The sequence below is a fragment of the Sandaracinobacteroides saxicola genome, from assembly GCF_014117445.1.
Classification (GTDB): Bacteria; Pseudomonadota; Alphaproteobacteria; order Sphingomonadales; family Sphingomonadaceae; genus Sandaracinobacteroides_A; species Sandaracinobacteroides_A saxicola.
The window spans coordinates 289,463-307,938 of record NZ_CP059851.1; the positions used below are offsets into that span (position 1 = coordinate 289,463).

Annotated in this window: 18 protein-coding genes; 8 read left to right on the forward strand and 10 right to left on the reverse strand. The window is 64.6% G+C overall.

All coding sequences use genetic code 11. The features are described 5' to 3' along the window. Window positions 1-18: 18 nt before the first annotated feature. The 3 genes from H3309_RS01445 to H3309_RS01455 all read left to right on the forward strand — a co-directional run bounded on the left by H3309_RS01445 (window position 19) and on the right by H3309_RS01455 (window position 3,778). A complete protein-coding gene (locus H3309_RS01445) occupies window positions 19-636 on the forward strand; it encodes a hypothetical protein (protein ID WP_182296846.1) in 618 nt (205 codons plus the stop codon). Between the two features lie 37 nt (window positions 637-673). Beyond that, the gene (gene guaA, locus H3309_RS01450; protein WP_182296848.1) at window positions 674-2,227 is read left to right on the forward strand and encodes a glutamine-hydrolyzing GMP synthase; all 1,554 of its coding nucleotides are present in this window, start codon (window positions 674-676) and stop codon (window positions 2,225-2,227) included. Window positions 2,228-2,521: 294 nt separating this feature from the next. Next, complete coding sequence (locus H3309_RS01455) at window positions 2,522-3,778, forward strand: tyrosine-type recombinase/integrase (RefSeq protein WP_182296850.1); 1,257 nt, start codon at window positions 2,522-2,524, stop codon at window positions 3,776-3,778. On the opposite strand, the gene H3309_RS01460 is transcribed toward H3309_RS01455, so the two are convergent. Together H3309_RS01460 and H3309_RS01465 are read right to left on the reverse strand one after the other, a co-directional pair. Continuing rightward, window positions 3,756-4,028 carry a helix-turn-helix transcriptional regulator gene (locus tag H3309_RS01460; RefSeq protein WP_182296851.1) on the reverse strand — a complete coding sequence of 91 codons (273 nt, stop codon included), beginning with the start codon at window positions 4,026-4,028 and terminating at the stop codon, window positions 3,756-3,758. The two genes, H3309_RS01455 and H3309_RS01460, sit on opposite strands and share 23 nt — an antisense overlap. A 383-nt stretch (window positions 4,029-4,411) precedes the next feature. Then, window positions 4,412-5,812: an aminotransferase-like domain-containing protein gene (locus H3309_RS01465; RefSeq protein WP_182296852.1), complete on the reverse strand. Its 1,401-nt coding sequence runs from the start codon at window positions 5,810-5,812 to the stop codon at window positions 4,412-4,414. 196 nt (window positions 5,813-6,008) lie between these two features. Here H3309_RS01465 and H3309_RS01470 point away from each other — a divergent pair, with 196 nt between their 5' ends. From H3309_RS01470 to H3309_RS01490, 5 genes are all read left to right on the forward strand, one after another. Beyond that, a complete protein-coding gene (locus tag H3309_RS01470; RefSeq protein WP_182296853.1) occupies window positions 6,009-6,239 on the forward strand; it encodes a hypothetical protein in 231 nt (76 codons plus the stop codon). Further along, complete coding sequence (locus H3309_RS01475) at window positions 6,236-8,698, forward strand: NAD(P)H-dependent oxidoreductase (RefSeq protein ID WP_182296854.1); 2,463 nt, start codon at window positions 6,236-6,238, stop codon at window positions 8,696-8,698. Before H3309_RS01470 ends, H3309_RS01475 begins: the two co-directional genes overlap by 4 nt. Continuing rightward, a complete protein-coding gene (locus H3309_RS01480; protein ID WP_182296855.1) occupies window positions 8,698-9,135 on the forward strand; it encodes a DUF2214 family protein in 438 nt (145 codons plus the stop codon). The genes H3309_RS01475 and H3309_RS01480 overlap by 1 nt, the downstream gene beginning before the upstream one ends. Window positions 9,136-9,230: 95 nt before the next feature. Then, window positions 9,231-9,461 (forward strand): hypothetical protein, encoded by a 231-nt coding sequence (locus tag H3309_RS01485; RefSeq protein WP_182296856.1) that lies wholly within the window; start codon window positions 9,231-9,233, stop codon window positions 9,459-9,461. A gap of 165 nt (window positions 9,462-9,626) precedes the next feature. Then, the gene (locus H3309_RS01490) at window positions 9,627-10,595 is read left to right on the forward strand and encodes a LysR family transcriptional regulator (protein ID WP_182296858.1); all 969 of its coding nucleotides are present in this window, start codon (window positions 9,627-9,629) and stop codon (window positions 10,593-10,595) included. On the opposite strand, the gene H3309_RS01495 is transcribed toward H3309_RS01490, so the two are convergent. From H3309_RS01495 to trbE, 8 genes are all read right to left on the reverse strand, one after another. Then, on the reverse strand, window positions 10,522-10,767 hold the full coding sequence (locus H3309_RS01495; RefSeq protein WP_182296860.1) for a DUF2274 domain-containing protein: 246 nt from the start codon (window positions 10,765-10,767) through the stop codon (window positions 10,522-10,524). The genes H3309_RS01490 and H3309_RS01495 overlap by 74 nt on opposite strands. Beyond that, window positions 10,767-11,891 (reverse strand): TrbI/VirB10 family protein, encoded by a 1,125-nt coding sequence (locus tag H3309_RS01500; protein WP_207791588.1) that lies wholly within the window; start codon window positions 11,889-11,891, stop codon window positions 10,767-10,769. The genes H3309_RS01495 and H3309_RS01500 overlap by 1 nt, the downstream gene beginning before the upstream one ends. Window positions 11,892-11,962: 71 nt before the next feature. Then, window positions 11,963-12,943 (reverse strand): P-type conjugative transfer protein TrbG, encoded by a 981-nt coding sequence (gene trbG, locus H3309_RS01505; protein ID WP_182296864.1) that lies wholly within the window; start codon window positions 12,941-12,943, stop codon window positions 11,963-11,965. Further along, window positions 12,940-13,629 carry a conjugal transfer protein TrbF gene (gene trbF, locus H3309_RS01510; protein ID WP_182296866.1) on the reverse strand — a complete coding sequence of 230 codons (690 nt, stop codon included), beginning with the start codon at window positions 13,627-13,629 and terminating at the stop codon, window positions 12,940-12,942. Before trbF ends, trbG begins: the two co-directional genes overlap by 4 nt. Continuing rightward, the gene (gene trbL / locus H3309_RS01515; protein ID WP_182296868.1) at window positions 13,626-14,975 is read right to left on the reverse strand and encodes a P-type conjugative transfer protein TrbL; all 1,350 of its coding nucleotides are present in this window, start codon (window positions 14,973-14,975) and stop codon (window positions 13,626-13,628) included. Before trbL ends, trbF begins: the two co-directional genes overlap by 4 nt. Before the next feature lie 3 nt (window positions 14,976-14,978). Then, window positions 14,979-15,260 carry a putative entry exclusion protein TrbK-alt gene (gene trbK-alt / locus H3309_RS01520; RefSeq protein ID WP_182296870.1) on the reverse strand — a complete coding sequence of 94 codons (282 nt, stop codon included), beginning with the start codon at window positions 15,258-15,260 and terminating at the stop codon, window positions 14,979-14,981. A gap of 10 nt (window positions 15,261-15,270) precedes the next feature. Then, entirely contained in the window at window positions 15,271-16,032 is a 762-nt protein-coding gene (gene trbJ / locus H3309_RS01525) for a P-type conjugative transfer protein TrbJ (RefSeq protein WP_182296872.1), read from the reverse strand. Next, window positions 16,029-18,467, reverse strand: coding sequence for a conjugal transfer protein TrbE (gene trbE / locus H3309_RS01530; RefSeq protein WP_182296874.1), 2,439 nt, complete (start codon window positions 18,465-18,467; stop codon window positions 16,029-16,031). The genes trbJ and trbE overlap by 4 nt, the downstream gene beginning before the upstream one ends. Between the last annotated feature and the right edge of the window lie 9 nt (window positions 18,468-18,476).

Genomic DNA, 18,476 nt, shown 5'->3' on the forward strand with positions numbered 1-18,476 from the left:
TGGGCAAGGATGATGGCCATGGGCCTGATGCTGCGGTGGATGGTGACGGGGGCTGCGACGCTGGCGATGCTGGGAACGCCGCTGGCGGCGCAGGATTGGCGCGGCGGCGGCTATGGCGGCTATGGCGGCTATGGCGGCTATGGCGGCTATGGCGGCTATGGCGGCTATGGCTGGCGGGGTGACGACCGGCGCGGCTGGGGCGGCTATGACCGGCACCGTCGGCGCGACCATGTGGATGTCGGCGCGGTGGCCATCGGCGCGCTGATCCTGGGGGGCATTGCGATTGCGGCCAGTCAGGCCGGGCGCAACCGGGCACCGCAGGATCGCTATGATCCGCGCTATCCGCCGCGGGACATGCCCCAGGCTTATGCGGATGAAGGCTATCCGATGTCCGGCGGGCGTTATGGCGGCGGGTCGGCGCTTGCCGCCTGTGGTGACGTGGCCTTGTCCCAGCTGGGCGGGCGCGGCCGGGTTGTGGAACTGCGCGATGCCGGCACGGATGGCCGGTTGAGCTGGATTACCGGCACAGTCGAGGGTGACGGTGCCTATGGCCGGGGGGAGAGCCGCTTTTCCTGCGGCTTCGACGGGCAGGGCGTGACGGCGTTTCGCTTTACCGACGGCTTTGCCGCGCGCTGAACTGGACGCATGGCATGGCGGGTCTTAAGGACCTGCCATGTCACATCCCGAGACCATCCTGATCGTCGATTTCGGCAGCCAGGTGACGCAGCTGATCGCGCGTCGCGTGCGCGAGGCCGGCGTTTATTGCGAGATCGCGCCGTTCAACCTGGCGGAGGCGGCGTTCGCGCGGCTGGCACCGCGCGGCGTGATCCTGTCGGGCAGCCCGGCATCGGTGACGGCGGCGGGATCGCCGCGGGCGCCGATGTCCCTGTTCGCGGCGGGCGTGCCGATCCTGGGCATCTGTTATGGCCAGCAGACGATGACCGCGCAGCTGGGCGGGCAGGTGGAGGCCGGCCATGGCGGCGAATTCGGGCGGGCCGAGATCGAGGTGTCCGAAGACTGCCGCCTGTTCGAGGGGCTTTGGGACAAGGGCAGCCGGCACCAGGTGTGGATGAGCCATGGCGACCGGGTGACGGCGTTCGCGCCGGGCTTTCGGGTGGTCGCGACCACCGCGGGGGCGCCGTTCGCGGTCATCGCGGACGAGGCGCGACGCTATTATGGCACCCAGTTCCATCCCGAGGTGGTGCATACGCCGGACGGCGCCAGGCTGATCGCCAATTTCGTGCGGACGGTCTGCGGCTGTACCGGGCAGTGGAACATGGCCGGGTATCGCGATGCCAAGATCGCCGACATTCGCGCTGAGGTGGGCGATGGCAAGGTGATCTGCGGCCTTTCCGGCGGGGTGGATTCGGCGGTGGCCGCGGTGTTGATCCATGCCGCCATCGGCGACCAGCTGACCTGCGTGTTCGTGGACCATGGCCTGATGCGGCAGGGGGAGGCCGAGCAGGTGGTGAGCCTGTTCCGCGAACATTATCATATCCCGCTGGTGCATGTGGATGCCGCCGACATGTTCCTGGCCGGCTTGGCCGGCGTGAGCGACCCCGAGCAGAAGCGCAAGTTCATCGGCGGGGCGTTCATCGATGTGTTCGAGGCGGAGGCGAGGAAGATCGGTGGCGCGAAATTCCTGGCGCAGGGGACGCTGTATCCCGATGTGATCGAGAGCGTTTCCTTCACCGGCGGGCCGAGCGTGACCATCAAGAGCCACCACAATGTCGGCGGATTGCCGGCGCGGATGAACATGGCGCTGGTCGAGCCGCTGCGCGAGTTGTTCAAGGACGAGGTGCGCCGGCTGGGTGTGGAGCTGGGCCTGCCGCCGGCCTTTGTCGGGCGACACCCCTTTCCGGGGCCGGGCCTGGCGATCCGGATTCCCGGCGAGGTGACGCGCGAGGCGTGCGATACGCTGCGCAAGGCCGACGCCATCTATCTCGACGAGATCCGCAAGGCGGGATTGTATGACGAGATCTGGCAGGCTTTCGCTGTCCTGCTGCCCGTGCGCACCGTTGGCGTGATGGGCGACGGGCGGACCTATGACAAGGTCTGCGGATTGCGCGCCGTCACCAGCGTGGATGGCATGACGGCGGATGTCTATCCGTTCGAAAGCGCCTTCCTGAGCCGGTGCGCGACCCGGATCGTCAATGAGGTGCCGGGCATCAACCGCGTGGTCTATGACTATACGTCGAAGCCACCCGGTACGATCGAGTGGGAATGATTTTTGCCTATCCGGTGGTATCCAAAACTACGCCGGAATACGACGTAACCACCTGAAAAACAAAAACATTTCAGACGAGACCTATCGAGAGCTATCGGTGGGCATCAAACGCGTCTGTCGTGCCCGCTGACGGACCCTGCCCCCGTTGATCATCCGGAAAATCGAAAGTACCGTCAGAGCCACTGAGGCCAATGACGGTACTTTTTTCAGCCTAACACGCTGAGCATAAACAGAAATATTCGTCAAAAGCCTCCAGAAACCGCGTGACGGTACTTTTCCGCTAGGAGGCGCAGAATGTTGACGGATGCGGCACTCAAGTGCCTGAAACCAAAAGCCAAAATGTACAAGGTGACCGATCGTGACGGCATGTATGTGCGTGTCGCGCCGACAGGTGGCATCTCGTTCAGGCTCGACTATCGGCTGAACGGCAGGCGGGAGACCGTCCATCTCGGCAAGTACGCCCGAGATGGGATCTCGCTCGCCCGGGCGCGGGAATTGTGCCTGGACGCGAAACGCATGATCGCCGAGGGGCGGTCCCCCGCCATCGAGAAGCAGCGGGAGAAGCGCCGGATCAAGGAGGCCAAGAGCTTCGGCGAGTTCGGCGAGAAGTGGCTGACGGGCGCGCCCATGGCGGACAGCACTCGCGCCATGCGCCGCGCCATATTCGAGCGTGAACTCAAGCTGGTCTGGCAGAACCGTTTGCTGACCGAAATCACGCCTGATGACCTGCGCGCCCACTGCGCCAAGATCGTGGAACGGGGCGCGCCCGCGACGGCCATCCATGTGCGGGATATCCTGAAGCAGATCTACGCCTTCGCCATCCTCCACGGCGAGAAGGTCGCGAACCCGGCCGATGACGTTGGCCCGGCTTCGATCGCCACGTTCACGCCCAAGGACCGGGCGCTTTCGCCGACCGAGATCCGCATCATGCTCAAGCAACTGGAGCATGTCGCGACGCTGCCGACGATCCGGCTCGGCATGAAGCTCTACCTCCTCACCATGGTCCGGAAAAGCGAACTACAGGACGCGGTCTGGGATGAAGTCGATTTCGAAAACGCCGTCTGGACGATCCCGAAGGAGCGCATGAAGCGATCGAAGCCGCACAATGTCTACCTGTGCCGGCAGACCCTCGACATCATGATCGCACTCAAGACCTGCGCCGGAAATTCCCGGTATCTGCTGCCTTCCCGGTACGATGCGGATGCGCCGATGTCGCGGGCGACCTTCAACCGGGTCACTTACGGTGTCGTCGAACAGGCCAAGAAGGAGGGGCTGCCGCTGGAGCCGTTCACCGTGCATGACCTACGCCGCACGGGCTCGACGCTGCTCAATGAGCTGGGCTTCAACCGCGACTGGATCGAAAAGTGCCTGGCGCACGAGGACGGGCGTTCATCACGCGGCGTCTACAACAAGGCCGAATACGAGGTTCAGCGTCGCCACATGATGCAGGAATGGGCCGACACCGTCGATGCCTGGGTCGAGGGGCGGAAGTATGTTCCGACGCTGCTTCCGACAGTCATGCCGTCTATCACGCTCGATCCTGCCCTTTGACTGGGCGGGACTTGCGCTTGGTGACGTCGGGATGCTGTGCGCGAGGGATTGGCTTCGCGCGCCGCGCCAGCAACCAGGCGTGGACCTCGGCGAGATCCCAGACGATGCAGCGCGGTGACAGCGCGAAGCGGCGTGGGAATTCGCCGCGCTGCTCCATCTCGTAAATCGTGCTGTCGGCCAGAGGCACTATCTCGCGCAGCTGGTGCCGCCGGATGGTCTTCCTGATTTCCAAAGGATCGTTTTGGCCCATTCTCAATCTCCTTCGCGGCTGTCGCTGGCGATTGAGAACGATAGGTGCCGATCCTGGAAGACTCTTCCGAGTGTCGTGCGGCAATTTCGGGCTCTCGCGTAGAAATCGGCGGCTTATGATGCCGCCGAGTGCCCGTGACAAGCCGCAATCATACTGCCTAGCGCTGACGTAGCATCGCGAACAGTATGGCGAGCGTCTTCTCGTGACGACAGTTCAAGCGAGAGCCGCTGCCGCAGCAGTAGAAACTTGTAATCTAGTACGGACGGTTTTGGGCCGCACACGAAACGACCAGGGTAAATGGCCGCGTCAATGAAATTCAGGAATGGCAATAGACGTGCCCCGCCAGCCATTCTCCTCGGTTGGCTGGTAGTCCGACGCGAAACTTAAACCGAAAGGACTTTGGTGAGCGCGTCAGTTGCGCTCACCATTTCCTCTTCGTTGAGACTGGCGAATCCGAGTCGGAGACCGACTTCGTGATCGCCACCGAATGCGCAGTCGAAGCTGGATATGAACTGCACCGAGGCCTCGGCAGAGCGAAGCGCCAGCGTCTCGCGGGTGACAGGATCGAGGAGCCGAAGCCAGATCGACAGGCCCCCAGCCGGAAGAGTGAACGTCGCGACGGCATGGAGCCGTTCCGCCAGTAGGGCGGCGAAGCTGTCGCGGCGCGCTTGGTACACCCCATGCATCCGTCTGACATGGCGGCGCAGCACGCCCGTCTCGATCAGCTCGACGATCGCGAGTTCGACGACTGGGTCGCCCTGTCGGTCAAGGCAGCCGATCCGCCGACCGACGCGCTCGACCAGCCAGGGCGCGGCAGAGACATAGCCTGCACGCAGGCTCGGACTAAGCACTTTCGAGAACGAGCCGATGTAGACGATCTGCCCGCCCGGATCGTTGCTGGCGAGGGGAAACATCGGCTGATGTTCAAAATGAAACTCGTGATCGTAGTCGTCCTCGACAATCGCAAAATCGAACTGCGCCGCTAGCGCCCTCAGGCGCAGACGTGCAGGTGGTCGCATCATCACCGTCGTCGGAAACTGGTGATGCGGGGTCACGTAGATCGCCCGCGGGGGCCTCCTACGACAGAGCTGTTCGAGCCCGTCGAGATCAAGTCCGTCTTTATCGATTCGAACGAATAGAGGTTTGGCGCCTGCCATTCGAAAAGCCTCCACCGCGGGCGGATAAGTCAGCTCCTCGAAAACGACTAGGTCATCTGTCGAAACGAGCGCGCCGGCGACCGCGTGCAGCGCCATCTGGCTGCCGCGCGTCAGGCAAATGTTCTCGGAAGTGGTGCTAAGACCCCGTTCGAGGTTGAGCATGCGAGAGACGGCGTCGCGCAATTCGAGCGAACCTCGTGGGTCGCCATAGGAAAAGAGCCGCTTGCGGCCGACTGAGCGCGCCGCCGAAGCGTAGGCCCTGGCGATCTCGTCGGCGGGTATCAGTCGCTGATCCGGCAAACCGTCATCGAAGCGGTGCTTGGCCGAAGGTGGCCACAACAATGGCGGGCCTAGCTTGGAGTTGTCGGGAAGGTTGAATGCCGGTGTATCCGTCGCGGGCGCTGCAAGCCCGTCGTCGCCTACGAAAGCATCCGATACGAACGTCCCGCGCCGCGGATGGCTCTCAGCCCAGCCTTGCGCGACGAGCTCGTCGAAGGCGCTGATCACCGTCTTGCGGCTGACCTTCAGTTGCTCAGCGAGTTCGCGTGTGCCGGGGAGCGCGTCTCCGGCCTTAAGCCTGCCGCGCTGGATCTCTTCGATCACGGCATGTGCGATCCTGAGCGACATGGAGCCACTCTTGCCTTCCCGCACAACCAATCCGGCGATCCAAGGCCGTAGCAAGCTGGACTCCTCGTCGCATAAAAACTGGATGACGACTGATACCTCCGAGCTTCGCAAATATACAGACTGAGTTTCGACGTTGCTTTTGTTGGACCTGAGGAACGCCTGGGAAACCATTCTTCGACATCCAAAGGAGGACCACATGTCAGCTTACCGTAAACCGCTTCGCTATGGCCATCTCGCGCTCACGCTCGCGCTCGGCATCTTCGTCTATTCGTCGTCAATGCGTGAAACGGCGTGGTTCGTTGATGTCATTCAACTGGTCGCGTTTCCGCTCTCGGCCTTCACGGGATTGGGAATGTGGTTGGCTCCGCGGCTCTTCCTGCACGCCGGTTCGCAGCAGGCCGCAGTTCCGGCAAGGAGGGCATCATGAGCGCGACCGAAAAGCTGCGTGGCAAGAAAGTCGTCATTTTCAACGGGGCCGAAGAGGATGGCCCCGTGCACGAGTTGGCGCAGACCTGCGAAAGTCAAGCGCTGGATCGGGAGGCGTCCGTCCGGATTTTCCACCTTCGTCACATGAGCGTCGCGCCGTGCCTCGGCGAGTTCGACTGCTGGGTCCGAACGCCGGGGCGCTGCCGCATTCCCGATGAAGGCCAAGAAATCGCCAAGGCAAGTCATGACGCCGATGTCGTCGTGCGCGTGACGCCCGTCGTGTTCGGCGGCTACGGCGCGACCATCAAGACGGCGATGGATCGACATTTGCCACTGATCTTGCCGTTTTTCCGGCAGACCAGCGACTTTACGCATCATCAGCTCCGTTACGGCTACGGACCACATCTTGTCACGCTGGGTGTCGACTCCACGCCGACACTTGAACGCCGACGCCTTTTTCGGGCTCTGGCGGAATCGAATGCCGTCAACAAGGGCTGTCCAACCTGGGCCGCCGATATCTTTGGCAGAGACCTCGCCGGTGCGGCTGCGACCTTAGACCTCGCCTTCGAATCTGGAGCGCAAGCAGGCGACGCGGCCGGATCGCGGGAGAACGCGCGCGCCGAGCTGGTTGATGCGATCCAGGCCGACGCAACCCATTGTGGGACCACGGCGCGGCCGAAAGTCGCCATCTTGATGGGTAGTCCGCGTCTAACCGGTGTTAGCACCTCGCGTTCGATCGCCGCCTACCTCTCGGAGCGCTTTGCCCACCACAACGTGACGACCGAACTCATTCCAGCGTCGCAGTTCATGCGTGGACCGGCAGCCGCCGATGCCGCAGCAGTGCGTTTGGCTGGTGCCGATGTGCTCTTTGTCATCGCGCCCATGTATGTCGACGCTTTGCCCGGACCCGTCATCGCCGCGATGCGCGCGATCGCAGCGATCCGTCAAGACCGTCCTAGACCCGGCTGCGTTGCGGCAATCATCAATTGTGGCTTCCCGGAGCCAGAACAGACCCGCTATGCCTTCGCGCTCGTTAAGGCATTCGCTCACGAGGCGGGATACGGATATGCTGGAGGCCTGCCGGTTGCCGGTGGCGAGGCGATTGCCGGCACGCCGCTTGCGGCGCGCGGACCGGTCACAAGTCATATTCGCGCAGCGATTGACCAGGCAGCGGCGCACCTTTCGGTCGGCCGCGCCATCCCGCATGCTGTCAGCAACGCGATTGCCGGACGCTCTACAATGCCGCCTGCGCTCTATCACATCGCCGGGACCGCCGGCTGGTATGCCAAGGGCTTGTCCAATCATGTCGCGCCATGGGCGATGCGGCAGGCGCCGCTCGACGGTGTCAGCGAAGCGCAGTGGGCCAAGATGGCGCTGGCGGGTTCGACTCGGGCGCGGCCGCTCCGTGTGATCGGAAAGCAACTGGAGACGCCCGATGCAACGACGATCCTGTTCGAGGACCCGGCCCATGATCCACTCATCTTCGAAGCCGGCCAGCACGTAACGCTCGAGGCTATAATCGATGGCGAACGCGTCCGCCGTGCATATTCCATCGCAACGATCCCCCGCGACCGCGCGATCGCGATTACCGTGAAACGGGTGTCAGGCGGGACAATGTCGAACTGGCTGCATGATCACCTCGACGTCGGCGATCTCGTCCGGAGCTACGGCCCTTCGGGCAGCTTCATTGCAGGACCCGCGCCCGCGGCAGGTCGACGTCTGCTGCTCATCGCCGGCGGTGCGGGGATAGTTCCCCTTCAGGCTATCGCGAGACAGGTGCTGGGTGAAGAGGCGGCAGCGCAGATCACCCTGATTTATGGCGCGCATAGCCCGCAGCACATGATCGGACGTGAGTCCCTGATGCAGCTTGCCGACATCCACGAGAGCCAGCTTCGGCTGCACCTGGTGTTTGAGAATGATGTGGACGGCGCGGCCAACGCTCGGCTCGACGCAGCAGGTCTCAAGCCCCTCCTTGATGGCCTCGACCTTGCACACTTCGACCGGGCCATGGTTTGCGGACCCGACGGCATGCGCGTCGCTGTGCGGGCCGCGCTTGCTCAGCGCGGCCTATCCGCTGAGCGGGTGGTCGAAGAAAGCTTCGTTTCGCCGCGCGCCGCCTGTGTCAGCGACCACGAAGAGGTAGTGACGCTCCATTCGCGCGATGGCGATCGGACCTTCAGCGTTAAACCTACAAAGACGCTCCTTGAAGCCGCGCTCGATGCCGGCGAAGATCTACCCTTCTCCTGCATGGCAGGCGGGTGCGGGGCCTGCCAGGTCCGCATCGTCGATGGCCTTGCCAATGTCCGTCTCGACGAACCGAACGAGACCGATCCGGCAGAGGTCGGCCGAGGGATCGTCCCGGCTTGCATTTGCCGCGTATCAGGGCCGATTTCGTTCGCGGTTGCTGGACCAGATGCAGCGCGACCGATGGAGAGGCGTCGCAAGCAGGAGAGCCTCTAATGGGTGACACCGTCCTTGCAGCCACCCACTTTGTGCTTGCGTTCCTTCTGGTCGCAACGCTCGCGGTGGAACTGACCTTGATTCGGCCGGGCATGTCGGCGGATGACGTCCGAACAGTCGGCCGGGTGGATATGGCTTATGGCTTACTGTTCGGCGCTTTGGTGCTTGTCGGATTCGGCCGCGTGTATTTCGGTCCTGCTGGCGCCAGTTACTATTTCGGCAACGGATGGTTTTGGACAAAGCTGGCTGCGCTCGGCGTCGCTGCTGCCTTGAGCTTGCCGCCAACCTTGACCCTCCTTCTCTGGCGGAAAGCAGCAAAACGCGACGGAACGGTGCCTGACGCGGCGCGCATCCGCGGCGTTCGCAATTGGATGCATGCAGAGGCCGCGGTCCTCCTGGCCGTGCCGGTCCTAGCCGTTCTTATGGCTCGCGGGTGATGCGGATCGGTCCCCAGACGCGGGAAACAAGCGGGTCGGCTCGCGACAGAAATCAACGATGCGCTACCTTTGATTGATATGGAGGAGAAAGTCTTGTGGAACTGTATGTGTTGCTTGTCTTCGGCGTGATCAGTAGTGCCGCGCTTCCGCTGGGAATTGTCTGGTTGGTCCAGCGCGGAAAGCTCGAAAGAGCTTTGCTGCAAGTACAGGTCGCTAGCGCGCCCGATGCAGCCCGATTGGATCGTATTGAGTCGCGGCTGGCAACGCTGGAAGCGATCGTAACGGATACGCCCGGCCAACTGGCTCGCGACATCGCCGCGCTTTGAGTTTTTGCGCCAAAGGGCGATCCGCATGGAAGCAGGCGGTTTTGCGCGATCGCGGCGGATCAAGTGCGCTTAAGCGATGGGGTTCTAGCCGAATGACCTCCTTTGACAATGACGTAGGAAAATTGAGACCGTGTCGTGCCGAGATCAAGGATCGAGCTGCGCCATGTGCGGTACGTCATCGCCGCTGCCGAAACCGGTAGTTTTCGGCGAGCGGCTCTCCTGCTCGGAGTAGCGCAATCGGCGATCAGCCGTCGGATCCGTGAAGTTGAGGAGGAAATTGGAGGCTCGCTATTTCATCGCCACGCCACGGGCGCCGAACTCACTCAACTCGGAACACGCTTCTTGCGTCAGGCCCAACTTGGGGCCAACCATATTGGGTTTGCCATTGACAGTGCCAAGTCGATCGCCCTTGCCGACCGAGGTTTGCGGATCGGCATTTTCGGCCCGCTTACCTTGGGGTTCTTGTCAGAGCTTTTCGGGCAGTACCGCCGCGACAATCCTCAGGTGAAGTTGCGATTTAGCGAGGGAAGTTCCCTTGAGCTTGTGGTAGGTTTAAGACGGAGACAATTGGACGTAGCCGTTCTTACGAATGTATCGGCGGTCAGAGGCTATCAAATAATGAATTTATGGAAGGAGTTTTTATACTTGGCGATGGCTGACAGCGACATACTTACGGCGCGCGACAAGATATGCTGGAATGACCTTCGCAACCGCCATTTCGTTGTGACTGACCTGCCAACTGGCGATTTTGCGAAACGGTATTTGCAGCAGATGCTTGAAGGGCGTTCGGACGAGCTGGACATTGAGCAACTGTCTGTAACGCGGGAGTCGCTCATGCAGATTGTGGCCCAAGGCGGGGGCGTGACTATTGTAGGAAGCGCCCACAGCCGTTTCGATTTCGCAGGCATTTCGTTTCGACCGATAGACACTGCGCCCCTTAGCTATGCCGCCATGCATGCGAGTGGGTCTTCATCTCGGGACCTGGAACGTCTGCTGTCTTCAGCGAAGTCGCTGGCGCAGCGAGATGATGCTTGGTTTGCGCAGCAAGGCCTCATTCGTCCTAGCTGTCTTTGCGCGCCGCCCCTTGATCGCCATCGCGGCGCGCGCGGGCGAACCCCCGATCGGTTGCAATGAAGCGCTCGAGCATGGGCACGATCAGCTTCGTCGGGTCGCCGATGGTCTGGCCTTGTTCGCGGCCGAGTGCTGCGGCGTAGGCGACGAGGTCGCGATGCAGCGGCGCAGGGAGTTCAATCGTCACCTTCACCGGCTTGTCGTCGATGATCGGGCCGAGCTTCAGCTTGGTCATCACAACCCTCCATAAGGTTCGAGCACGAGGTCGCGGGTGACGATGACGCGCACGGGGAACCCCGGTCTGATCGTTAGGGTCGGCGCGACATTGAGTTGCCGACGGATGATCTGCTGGCCTGCGTCGTTGATGGTGTCCTGCCCGCCGTTGCGGATCGCCCGGAGCAGCCGATCCTGATCGTCAACGGCGAGTTCGGCGCCGACTGACAGCAGTGTCGACAGGCCGGCAGCCTTGGCGAGATCCCACCAATGATAGTCGACGCCATCCTGAAGACCCGCATAGCCTTGCGCGTCGGCTCCAGGTTGACGTTCCAGGACAATCGAACGGCCGTTCGGGAGGATGAGCCGCTTCCAGACGAGCAGCACCCGGCGCTGACCGAAGCCGACGTCGTTGCTGTACTCGCCGATGAGCCGCGTGCCCTGCGGGACGAGCAGGATGCGCCCGGTCGGGCTGTCGTAGACATGCTCCGTGACCTGCGCGGTGATCTGGCCCGGCAGGTCAGATCGGATGCCGGTGATGAGGGCCGCGCCGATGACGGCGCCGGTCTGAAGCACGTAGGGCGATGCCGGAGCCATCACGCGATCTGGCGAGACGGTGCGGCGGTCCACGCCCGCATTCAGGAATGCGAGCTGGCGATCCTGCGCCGTTGGTGCGCTTGGCTGGCCCGGAAGACCCAGCCCGGCGAGGCTCGGGCCGCCTGGTCCGCCAGCTGTCGCAACCGGAGCCGCGATGCGCGCCTCCGTCTGAAAGAAGACGCGGCTCGCTCGGGCAGCTTCTTCTTCCGCGCGCCTGCGCTGCTCGACCGGATCGACGGCGGGCGCTGCCGCCATCGGCGGCGTGACGGGCTGGCCACGATTCTGCGCATCGAGGATGGGGCGCCCCAGATCCCCAGGAAGCGGAGTCCCAAGCACCGGACCGGTATAGTCGCGTGGCAGGCCGGCGAGCCCGTCCGCGGTTCGCCGGTTCTGCGTGGAGTAAAGCTCCTCACTGCCAGGGCCGATACTGCGCGTCTGAAGCGCATAGATGAGCGCGCCACCGACCCCAAGGGCAGCGACGAGACTGACACCGCCCAGCACCTTTCGCGACAGTCGGGTGACCCGGGGCGGTTCGGCGCGCAGCCGCATTGGCGCAGCGGCGTCGCCGGGCTGTGTGCCGACCAGCGGTGCGTTGGCTTCGTTGGGCGCGTCGCGCTCGCTCATGACGCGGGCCTCCCATCGGTGCGAACGATCCGGACCGTCTGCTGGCGCTCGCCACTGCCGAGACGGAGCTCGGCGGCGCCGAACATGCGGTCGACGATCAGGATGTTCTGGTGGATCCGGCTGTTGGCGATCTGCGGTTCGCCATCTGCGCCGATGACGAAGAGCGGCGGCATCTCGCCCTGAACGATCCCGCGCGGGAACTCGACATAGACGCGGCGCCCGTCGTCGTAGACCGAGATCGGCCGCCACGGCGGCGTGTCGCCCGTGAGGCCGTAGCGATAGTTCCGTGCCGCAACGGCCGGGATCACTGGCGTGGCGGGCGCTGCCTGTCTCTGCGAGGCGGGCGGCTGCGGATAGGCCCAGGCGACGGCCGGCATATAGGGGCGTTCGCCCGAGCGCAGCTCGATCATGTAGATGCGCCGGTCGGTAGTGATGACCAGATTGGTCGTGATGTCTGGCCGCGTCGGCTTCACGAGGACATGGACGCGCCGGGTGGTGCCCGAGCCGCTCTCGGTGTCGCCGATGATCCAGCGCGCCGTGTCGCCCGCAGCGATCGGGCCGGCGCCGGTCAGGCTTTCGCCTGTTTCCAGCGCGATGTTGGTGATCTGCCCGGGGGCGGCATAGACCTGATAGAGCGCGCCCTCGCTCCACGGATAGATCTGGATCGAGTTGTAGTAGCCCTCGCGACGTGGCTCGACGCGCGCGGCGGCATTGGCATTCTCCACGCGGCCCGCCGGCGTCCCTGCGGCAGCGCCACCGCGCGCGGGTGTCCAGGCGGGCGGTGTGTGAAGCGGCCTTGGTGGCGCCTCCGTAACGGCAGCCGGCGCAGGGGGAAGCGGCGGTACATCGGCGTCATAGCTGATCTGTGGCGGCCGGTTGGTTGCGCAGCCGGCCAGCGCCAATCCGGAGATCAGCAAAAGCGCAGACCCGGATAGGCGGAAACCACGGCTCGCGGATCGGCGGAGATGATTTCTCATTGCCCCATCTCCCGCGACCAGTTGATGGCGTTGACGTAGATCCCAAGCGGATTGGCCCGCAGCCGCTCTGCGTCGCGCGGGGGTTGGATCACGATGGTCAGGATGGCTGTCCAGCGCTGTGTCGTGGAGAGCTGGCCGTTCTCGTACTGGCGTTCGGTCCAGGCAACGCGGAAGCTGTCAGGCGACGCGCGGATCACGCTCGACACTTCGACCGACACCTGCTGCTTTCCGACGCGGGTGAACGGATCGTTGTCGCGTGCGAAGTCGTTGAGGGCCGCCGCGCCGCGATCGGTCGTGAACTCGTAGGCGCGCAGCCAATTCTGCCGCACGACGATGGCGTCGGCCGGGATCGAGCGGACCTGCTCGATGAATCGCGCCAGATGCCAGGCCACCTGCGGGTCGGTGGGGCGGTAGTCGGCCTGCGCTGGCGCGACCGCCTGCGCCTGGCCGAGATTGTCGACCTGCACCACCCACGGGACGATGGTCCCGCGCGCCGATTGCCAGACCAGCGCGGCGGCGAAGCCGGCGGAGAGGATCAGGCAGCCGAAGGCCATGAGCCGCCAGTTTCGGGCCTGGACACGCGCTGAGCCGATCCGATCGTCCCAGATCTGCGCCGCGCGCTGATACGGCGTCTCGGGCTCGGGCGTCTTTCCAAAGTGGGTTGCGGGTCGCTTGAAGAAGCTCATGTGCGGTCGCCTCCGGAGAGATTGATGGAAGAGCCGCCGCCGTGGCTGTCGCCCGATCGGATCGCGTGTGCCGCGAGCGTGACGCCGTGGCTCATGGTCTGCCCACGCCGCATGCGCTGTGCCCACGCCGGCGGGCTGGCGGCCGAGCCTGTGGCGGCCGGTGCGGCCGAACCGACATCATTCGCGACCGTTCCCATGCTCGAGGAGCCGCCGGTGCCGCCGAAGCCGCTTTTGACGCCGTCGGCGAAGCTCGAGCGAACGCTTTGCGCGACCCGGCGCAGCGGAGAGGCTGCCGCGCCGCCGGCCGCTCGTGCGACGCCGCCAAGGCCCGACGCGACGCCGGCAGCGCCCGACTGGCCGAGGGAACCGAGACTGTAGGCAGCGGAGGCGGCTCCCGCCGCGGTGGCACCACCGCGCATGGCGGCGGCTCCGCCGGAAATGGCGCTCGCGCCACCGCGCAGGGCGAGCCCGGCCGCGCCGCCGACAGCCATGGCTGCGCCGCCCGCGACGAGGCTGGTGCCGATGGCGGAGCCTGCGCCGAGTTGCGGGCCGCCGGAGACGATGCCGTTGGCGATACCCGGACCGAAGATGCCGAGACCGAGAAGCGACAGCGCCGCCAATACGACGGCCATCGCGTCGTCGATGGTCGGTGGCTGACCGCCGAACCCTGCCGTGAACTGACTGAACAGAGTCGAGCCGATGCCAATGATGACGGCGAGCACCAGCACCTTGATCCCTGACGAGATGACGTTGCCCAGCACGCGCTCGGCCATGAAGGCGGTCTTCCCGAACAGGCCGAACGGGATCAGGACAAAGCCGGCCAACGTGGTCAGCTTGAATTCGATCAGCGTGATGAAGAGCTGGATGGCGAGGATGAAGAAGGCGAGCAGCACCAGCGCCCAGGCGAAGAGCAGGCAGGCGATCTGGATGAAGTTTTCGAAGAAGGCGATCCAGCCCATCAGGTTTGAGATGGATTCGAGCAGCGGCCTCGCCGCATCGAGACCCGTCTGCGCGACCCGGCCCGGGCGCATCAGGTCCTGGATGGAAAACCCGGTGCCGGACGCCTGAAGTCCGAGGCCGGCGAAGCTTTCGAAGACGATTCGCGCGAGGTTGTTCCAGTTGCCGATGATGTAGGCGAAGACGCCCACAAACAGCGTCTTCTTCACCAGGCGCGCGATGATGTCGTCGTCCGCGCCCCAGCTCCAGAACAGGGCGGCCAGCGTGACGTCGATGACGATCAGCGTCGTCGCGATGAACGCTACCTCGCCGCCGAGCAGGCCGAAGCCGCTGTCGATGTAGGAGGTGAAGACTCCGAGGAAATTGTCGATGACGCCGCTGCCGCCCATGGTTCAACGCCCTTCGTCGGCGCGTCGCGGCGCGGTGCGGCTGCCAAGGAAACGGTCGCGGGTTTCGGCCCAGATGCGCAGACACTCGCCGTCCCTGGCGGCGGCTTCCCCCATCTGCTGGCACCGACGCTGGCCCTCGCGCAGCGGGTCCGGCGCCTCCTCAAGCACGGGCGTCGGCCGAACCGCTGGCCTTTCCTCTTTCCGGGTCATCTCGATCGCCGTTGCCGTGATCGCGACGGAGACGAAGATGATTGCGCCCACACGGGCCAGCGTCTTGCCCTCCATTCTGCTGCCCTCAGTTGCCGTTCGGGAACATCCGGGCGTTGCCGGGCTGATAGCCGGAGCCTGGCGTCAAGAACCGGCGGCGCTGTTCACGCCCTTGTTCGGCGGCGGCGGCGCGCTCGGCATCGACAAGCGCCTGCGCCCGGCCGTTTGCAGCGACGACGGCGACCAGGTCTGCGAGTTGCTGCGCCTGCAATGCGAGCAACTGGTTGCCGGCCTGGGTTGCCTGAAGCGCGCCGGTCGCACCCTGGCTCTGCCCGACCAGAGCCGCCATCTCGGCGCGGTTGGTGTCGATGTTGCCGACGACACCCGCCTGCACGCGCATCGCGTCCTGAAGACCGCCGACGGTGTTCTGCCAGCGCGATCGGGCATCGGCGACGAGCCGCTGATCCGAATTCGACAGCGAGATGTTGCCGTACTGGCTCTGGAAGGCCTGATCGATCTGCTGCACGTCGAAGGCGATGCGCTGTGCCTGACCCAGCAGCGCTTGCGTGCGCTGCACCGATTGCTGGAGCTGCTGAAGCGAGGAATAGGGCAGGCTCGCGAGATTGCGGGCCTGGTTGATCAGCATCTGCGCTTCGTTCTGGAGGCTCTGGATCTGGTTGTTGATCTGCTCGAGCGCTCGCGCGGCCGATAGGACATTCTGGACGTAGTTGGTCGGATCATAAACGACCCACTGCGCCGCTGCCGGGGTGACGAATACGGGCGAGAAGGCGACGGGCAGCGACAGGATGGTTGCGGCGAACAGCGCCGCGCGAGAGCGTCGGATCATCATGGCTTGGGCTCCAGGTTGGTGAGATCGGGAATGAGGTCGGCGGCCCATCCGACATCGCGGGCGCGCAGCCAGGCGGACAGGAAGCCGTCGCGGCCATGCTCGGCGAGGATCGCCTCGATGGCGGCCTGATCAGTTTTCGAGGATGCCGCGCAGAGCGCGAGGGCGACTTCGGAGAGCCCCAGCTCGAACAGCCGGTTGCCGCGCCGCGACTGGCAGTAATAGTCGCGCTTGGGTGTGGCCCGGCTGAGGATTTCGATCTGACGGTCGTTCAAGCCGAAGCGCCGGTAGATCGCGGTGATCTGCGGTTCGATCGCGCGTTCGTTCGGCAGCAGCAGGCGCGTCTGGCAGCTTTCGATGATGGCCGAAGCGATCGCGCTCCCATCGATGTCGGCCAGCGACTGCGTGGCGAAGACGACAGACGCGTTCTTCTTGCGCAGCGTCTTCAGCCATTCGCGCAGTTGCGCCGCGAAGCCCTCGTCGTCGAGCGCGAGCCAGCCTTCGTCGACAATCAGGAGCGTGGGCCGTCCATCCAGACGGTCGCCGATCCGATGGAAGAGATAGGCGAGGACCGCCGGCGCCGCGCCGCGGCCGATCAACCCCTCGGTTTCAAAGGCCTGCACTGCGGCGTCCCCCAGCTGCTCGCCTTCCGCATCGAGGAGCCGTCCGTAGGGACCGCCCACGCAATAGGGTCGCAGCGCCTGCTTGAGATCGTTCGACTGGAGGAGGACGGCGAGGCCCGTCACCGTGCGTTCGGGGATCGGCGCTGACGCCAGCGAAGTCAGCGCTGTCCACAGATGTTCCTTCACCTCCGGCGTGATCGTGACGCCCTCGCGGGCAAGGATCGCCGCGACCCAGTCGGCTGCCCAGGCACGCTCATGGGTCTCGTGAACACGTGCGAGTGGCTGGAGGGAGACCGACGACGCGGCGCCGTCCGTCAGGCTGCCACCGAGGTCGTGCCAATCGCCTCCCATGGCGAGCGCGGCTGCGCGGATCGAGCCGCCAAAGTCGAAGGCGAAGACTTGGGCGTCCGGATAGCGCCGGAACTGAAGCGCGATAAGCGCGAGCAGGACGGACTTGCCCGCGCCGGTCGGTCCGACCACCAGCGTGTGGCCGACGTCCCCGACATGCAGCGAAAAGCGAAACGGCGTGCTGCCTTCGGTCTTGCCGTAGAGCAGTGGCGGCGCACCAAAATGCTCGTCCCGTTCCGGCCCTGCCCAGACCGCCGAGAGCGGAATCATGTGGGCGAGGTTCAGGGTGGAGATCGGTGGCTGGCGGACGTTGGCGTAGACGTGGCCGGGCAGCGATCCGAGCCAGGCGTCGACGGCGTTGATGGTCTCGGACATCGCGGTGAAGTCGCGGCCCTGGATCACCTTTTCCACGAGGCGCAGCTTCTCGTCGGCGGTGCGCGGATCGGCATCCCAGACGGTGACGGTGGCGGTCACATAGGCCTGACCGGCATAGTCCGCTCCTAGCTCCTGCAAGGCCATGTCGGCATCTGCCGCCTTGTTCGCAGCATCCGTGTCGACGAGCGCCGATGCCTCGTTGGTCATCACTTCCTTGAGGATCGCGGCGATGGACTTGCGCTTGGCGAACCACTGCCGCCGGATGCGCGTCAGCAGCTTCGTGGCGTCCGTCTTGTCGAGAAGGATCGCCCGCGTGGACCAGCGATAGGGAAAGGCGAGCCGGTTGAGATCGTCGAGAATCCCTGGCGTCGTCGCGGTCGGAAAGCCGTTGATCGTCAGGACGCGCAGATGGGCGGCGCCGATCCGCGGTTCGAGGCCGCCGGTCAGCGGCTCATCGGCGAGAAGTGCATCGAGGTAGATCGGCGTTTCGGGCACGCGGACGCGGTGGCGCTTCGTTGAGACGGTCGCGTGCAGGTACGTCAGGGTCTCGGCATCATCGAGCCACCGGCATTCCGGCATGAAGCCATCGACGAGCTGGAGGACGCGGTTGGTGCGGTCAATGAAGGCCGCGAGGGCTTCATGGGGATCGACGCCGGACTGTTGGCGACCCTCGTAGAGCCAAGTCTCCGCCCGCGCGGCGTCCTCGGCAGGCGGGAGATAGAGAAAGGTCAGGAAGTAGCTCGACTCGTAATGCGCGCCCGCTTCCTCGAAGTCAGCCTTGCGCTCCGCATCGACGAGGGCGGAGGCAGCGTCCGCGAAGAGGCTTGCCGGATAGGAGGCGGCTTCGTGACGCTGCGCTTCGACGAAGATCGCCCAGCCCGAGCCCAGACGCCGGAAGGCGTTGTTGAGGCGGCTGGCGACGGCCACCAGTTCGGCCGCCACAGCTGAGTCGAGATCGGGACCGCGAAAGCGCGCGGTGCGCTGGAAGCTGCCATCCTTGTTGAGCACGACCCCTTCGCCGACCAGCGCCGTCCAGGGCAGGAAATCAGCGAGGCGGGTCGCGGTACGGCGGTATTCGGCGAGGTTCATCATGGCCACGCC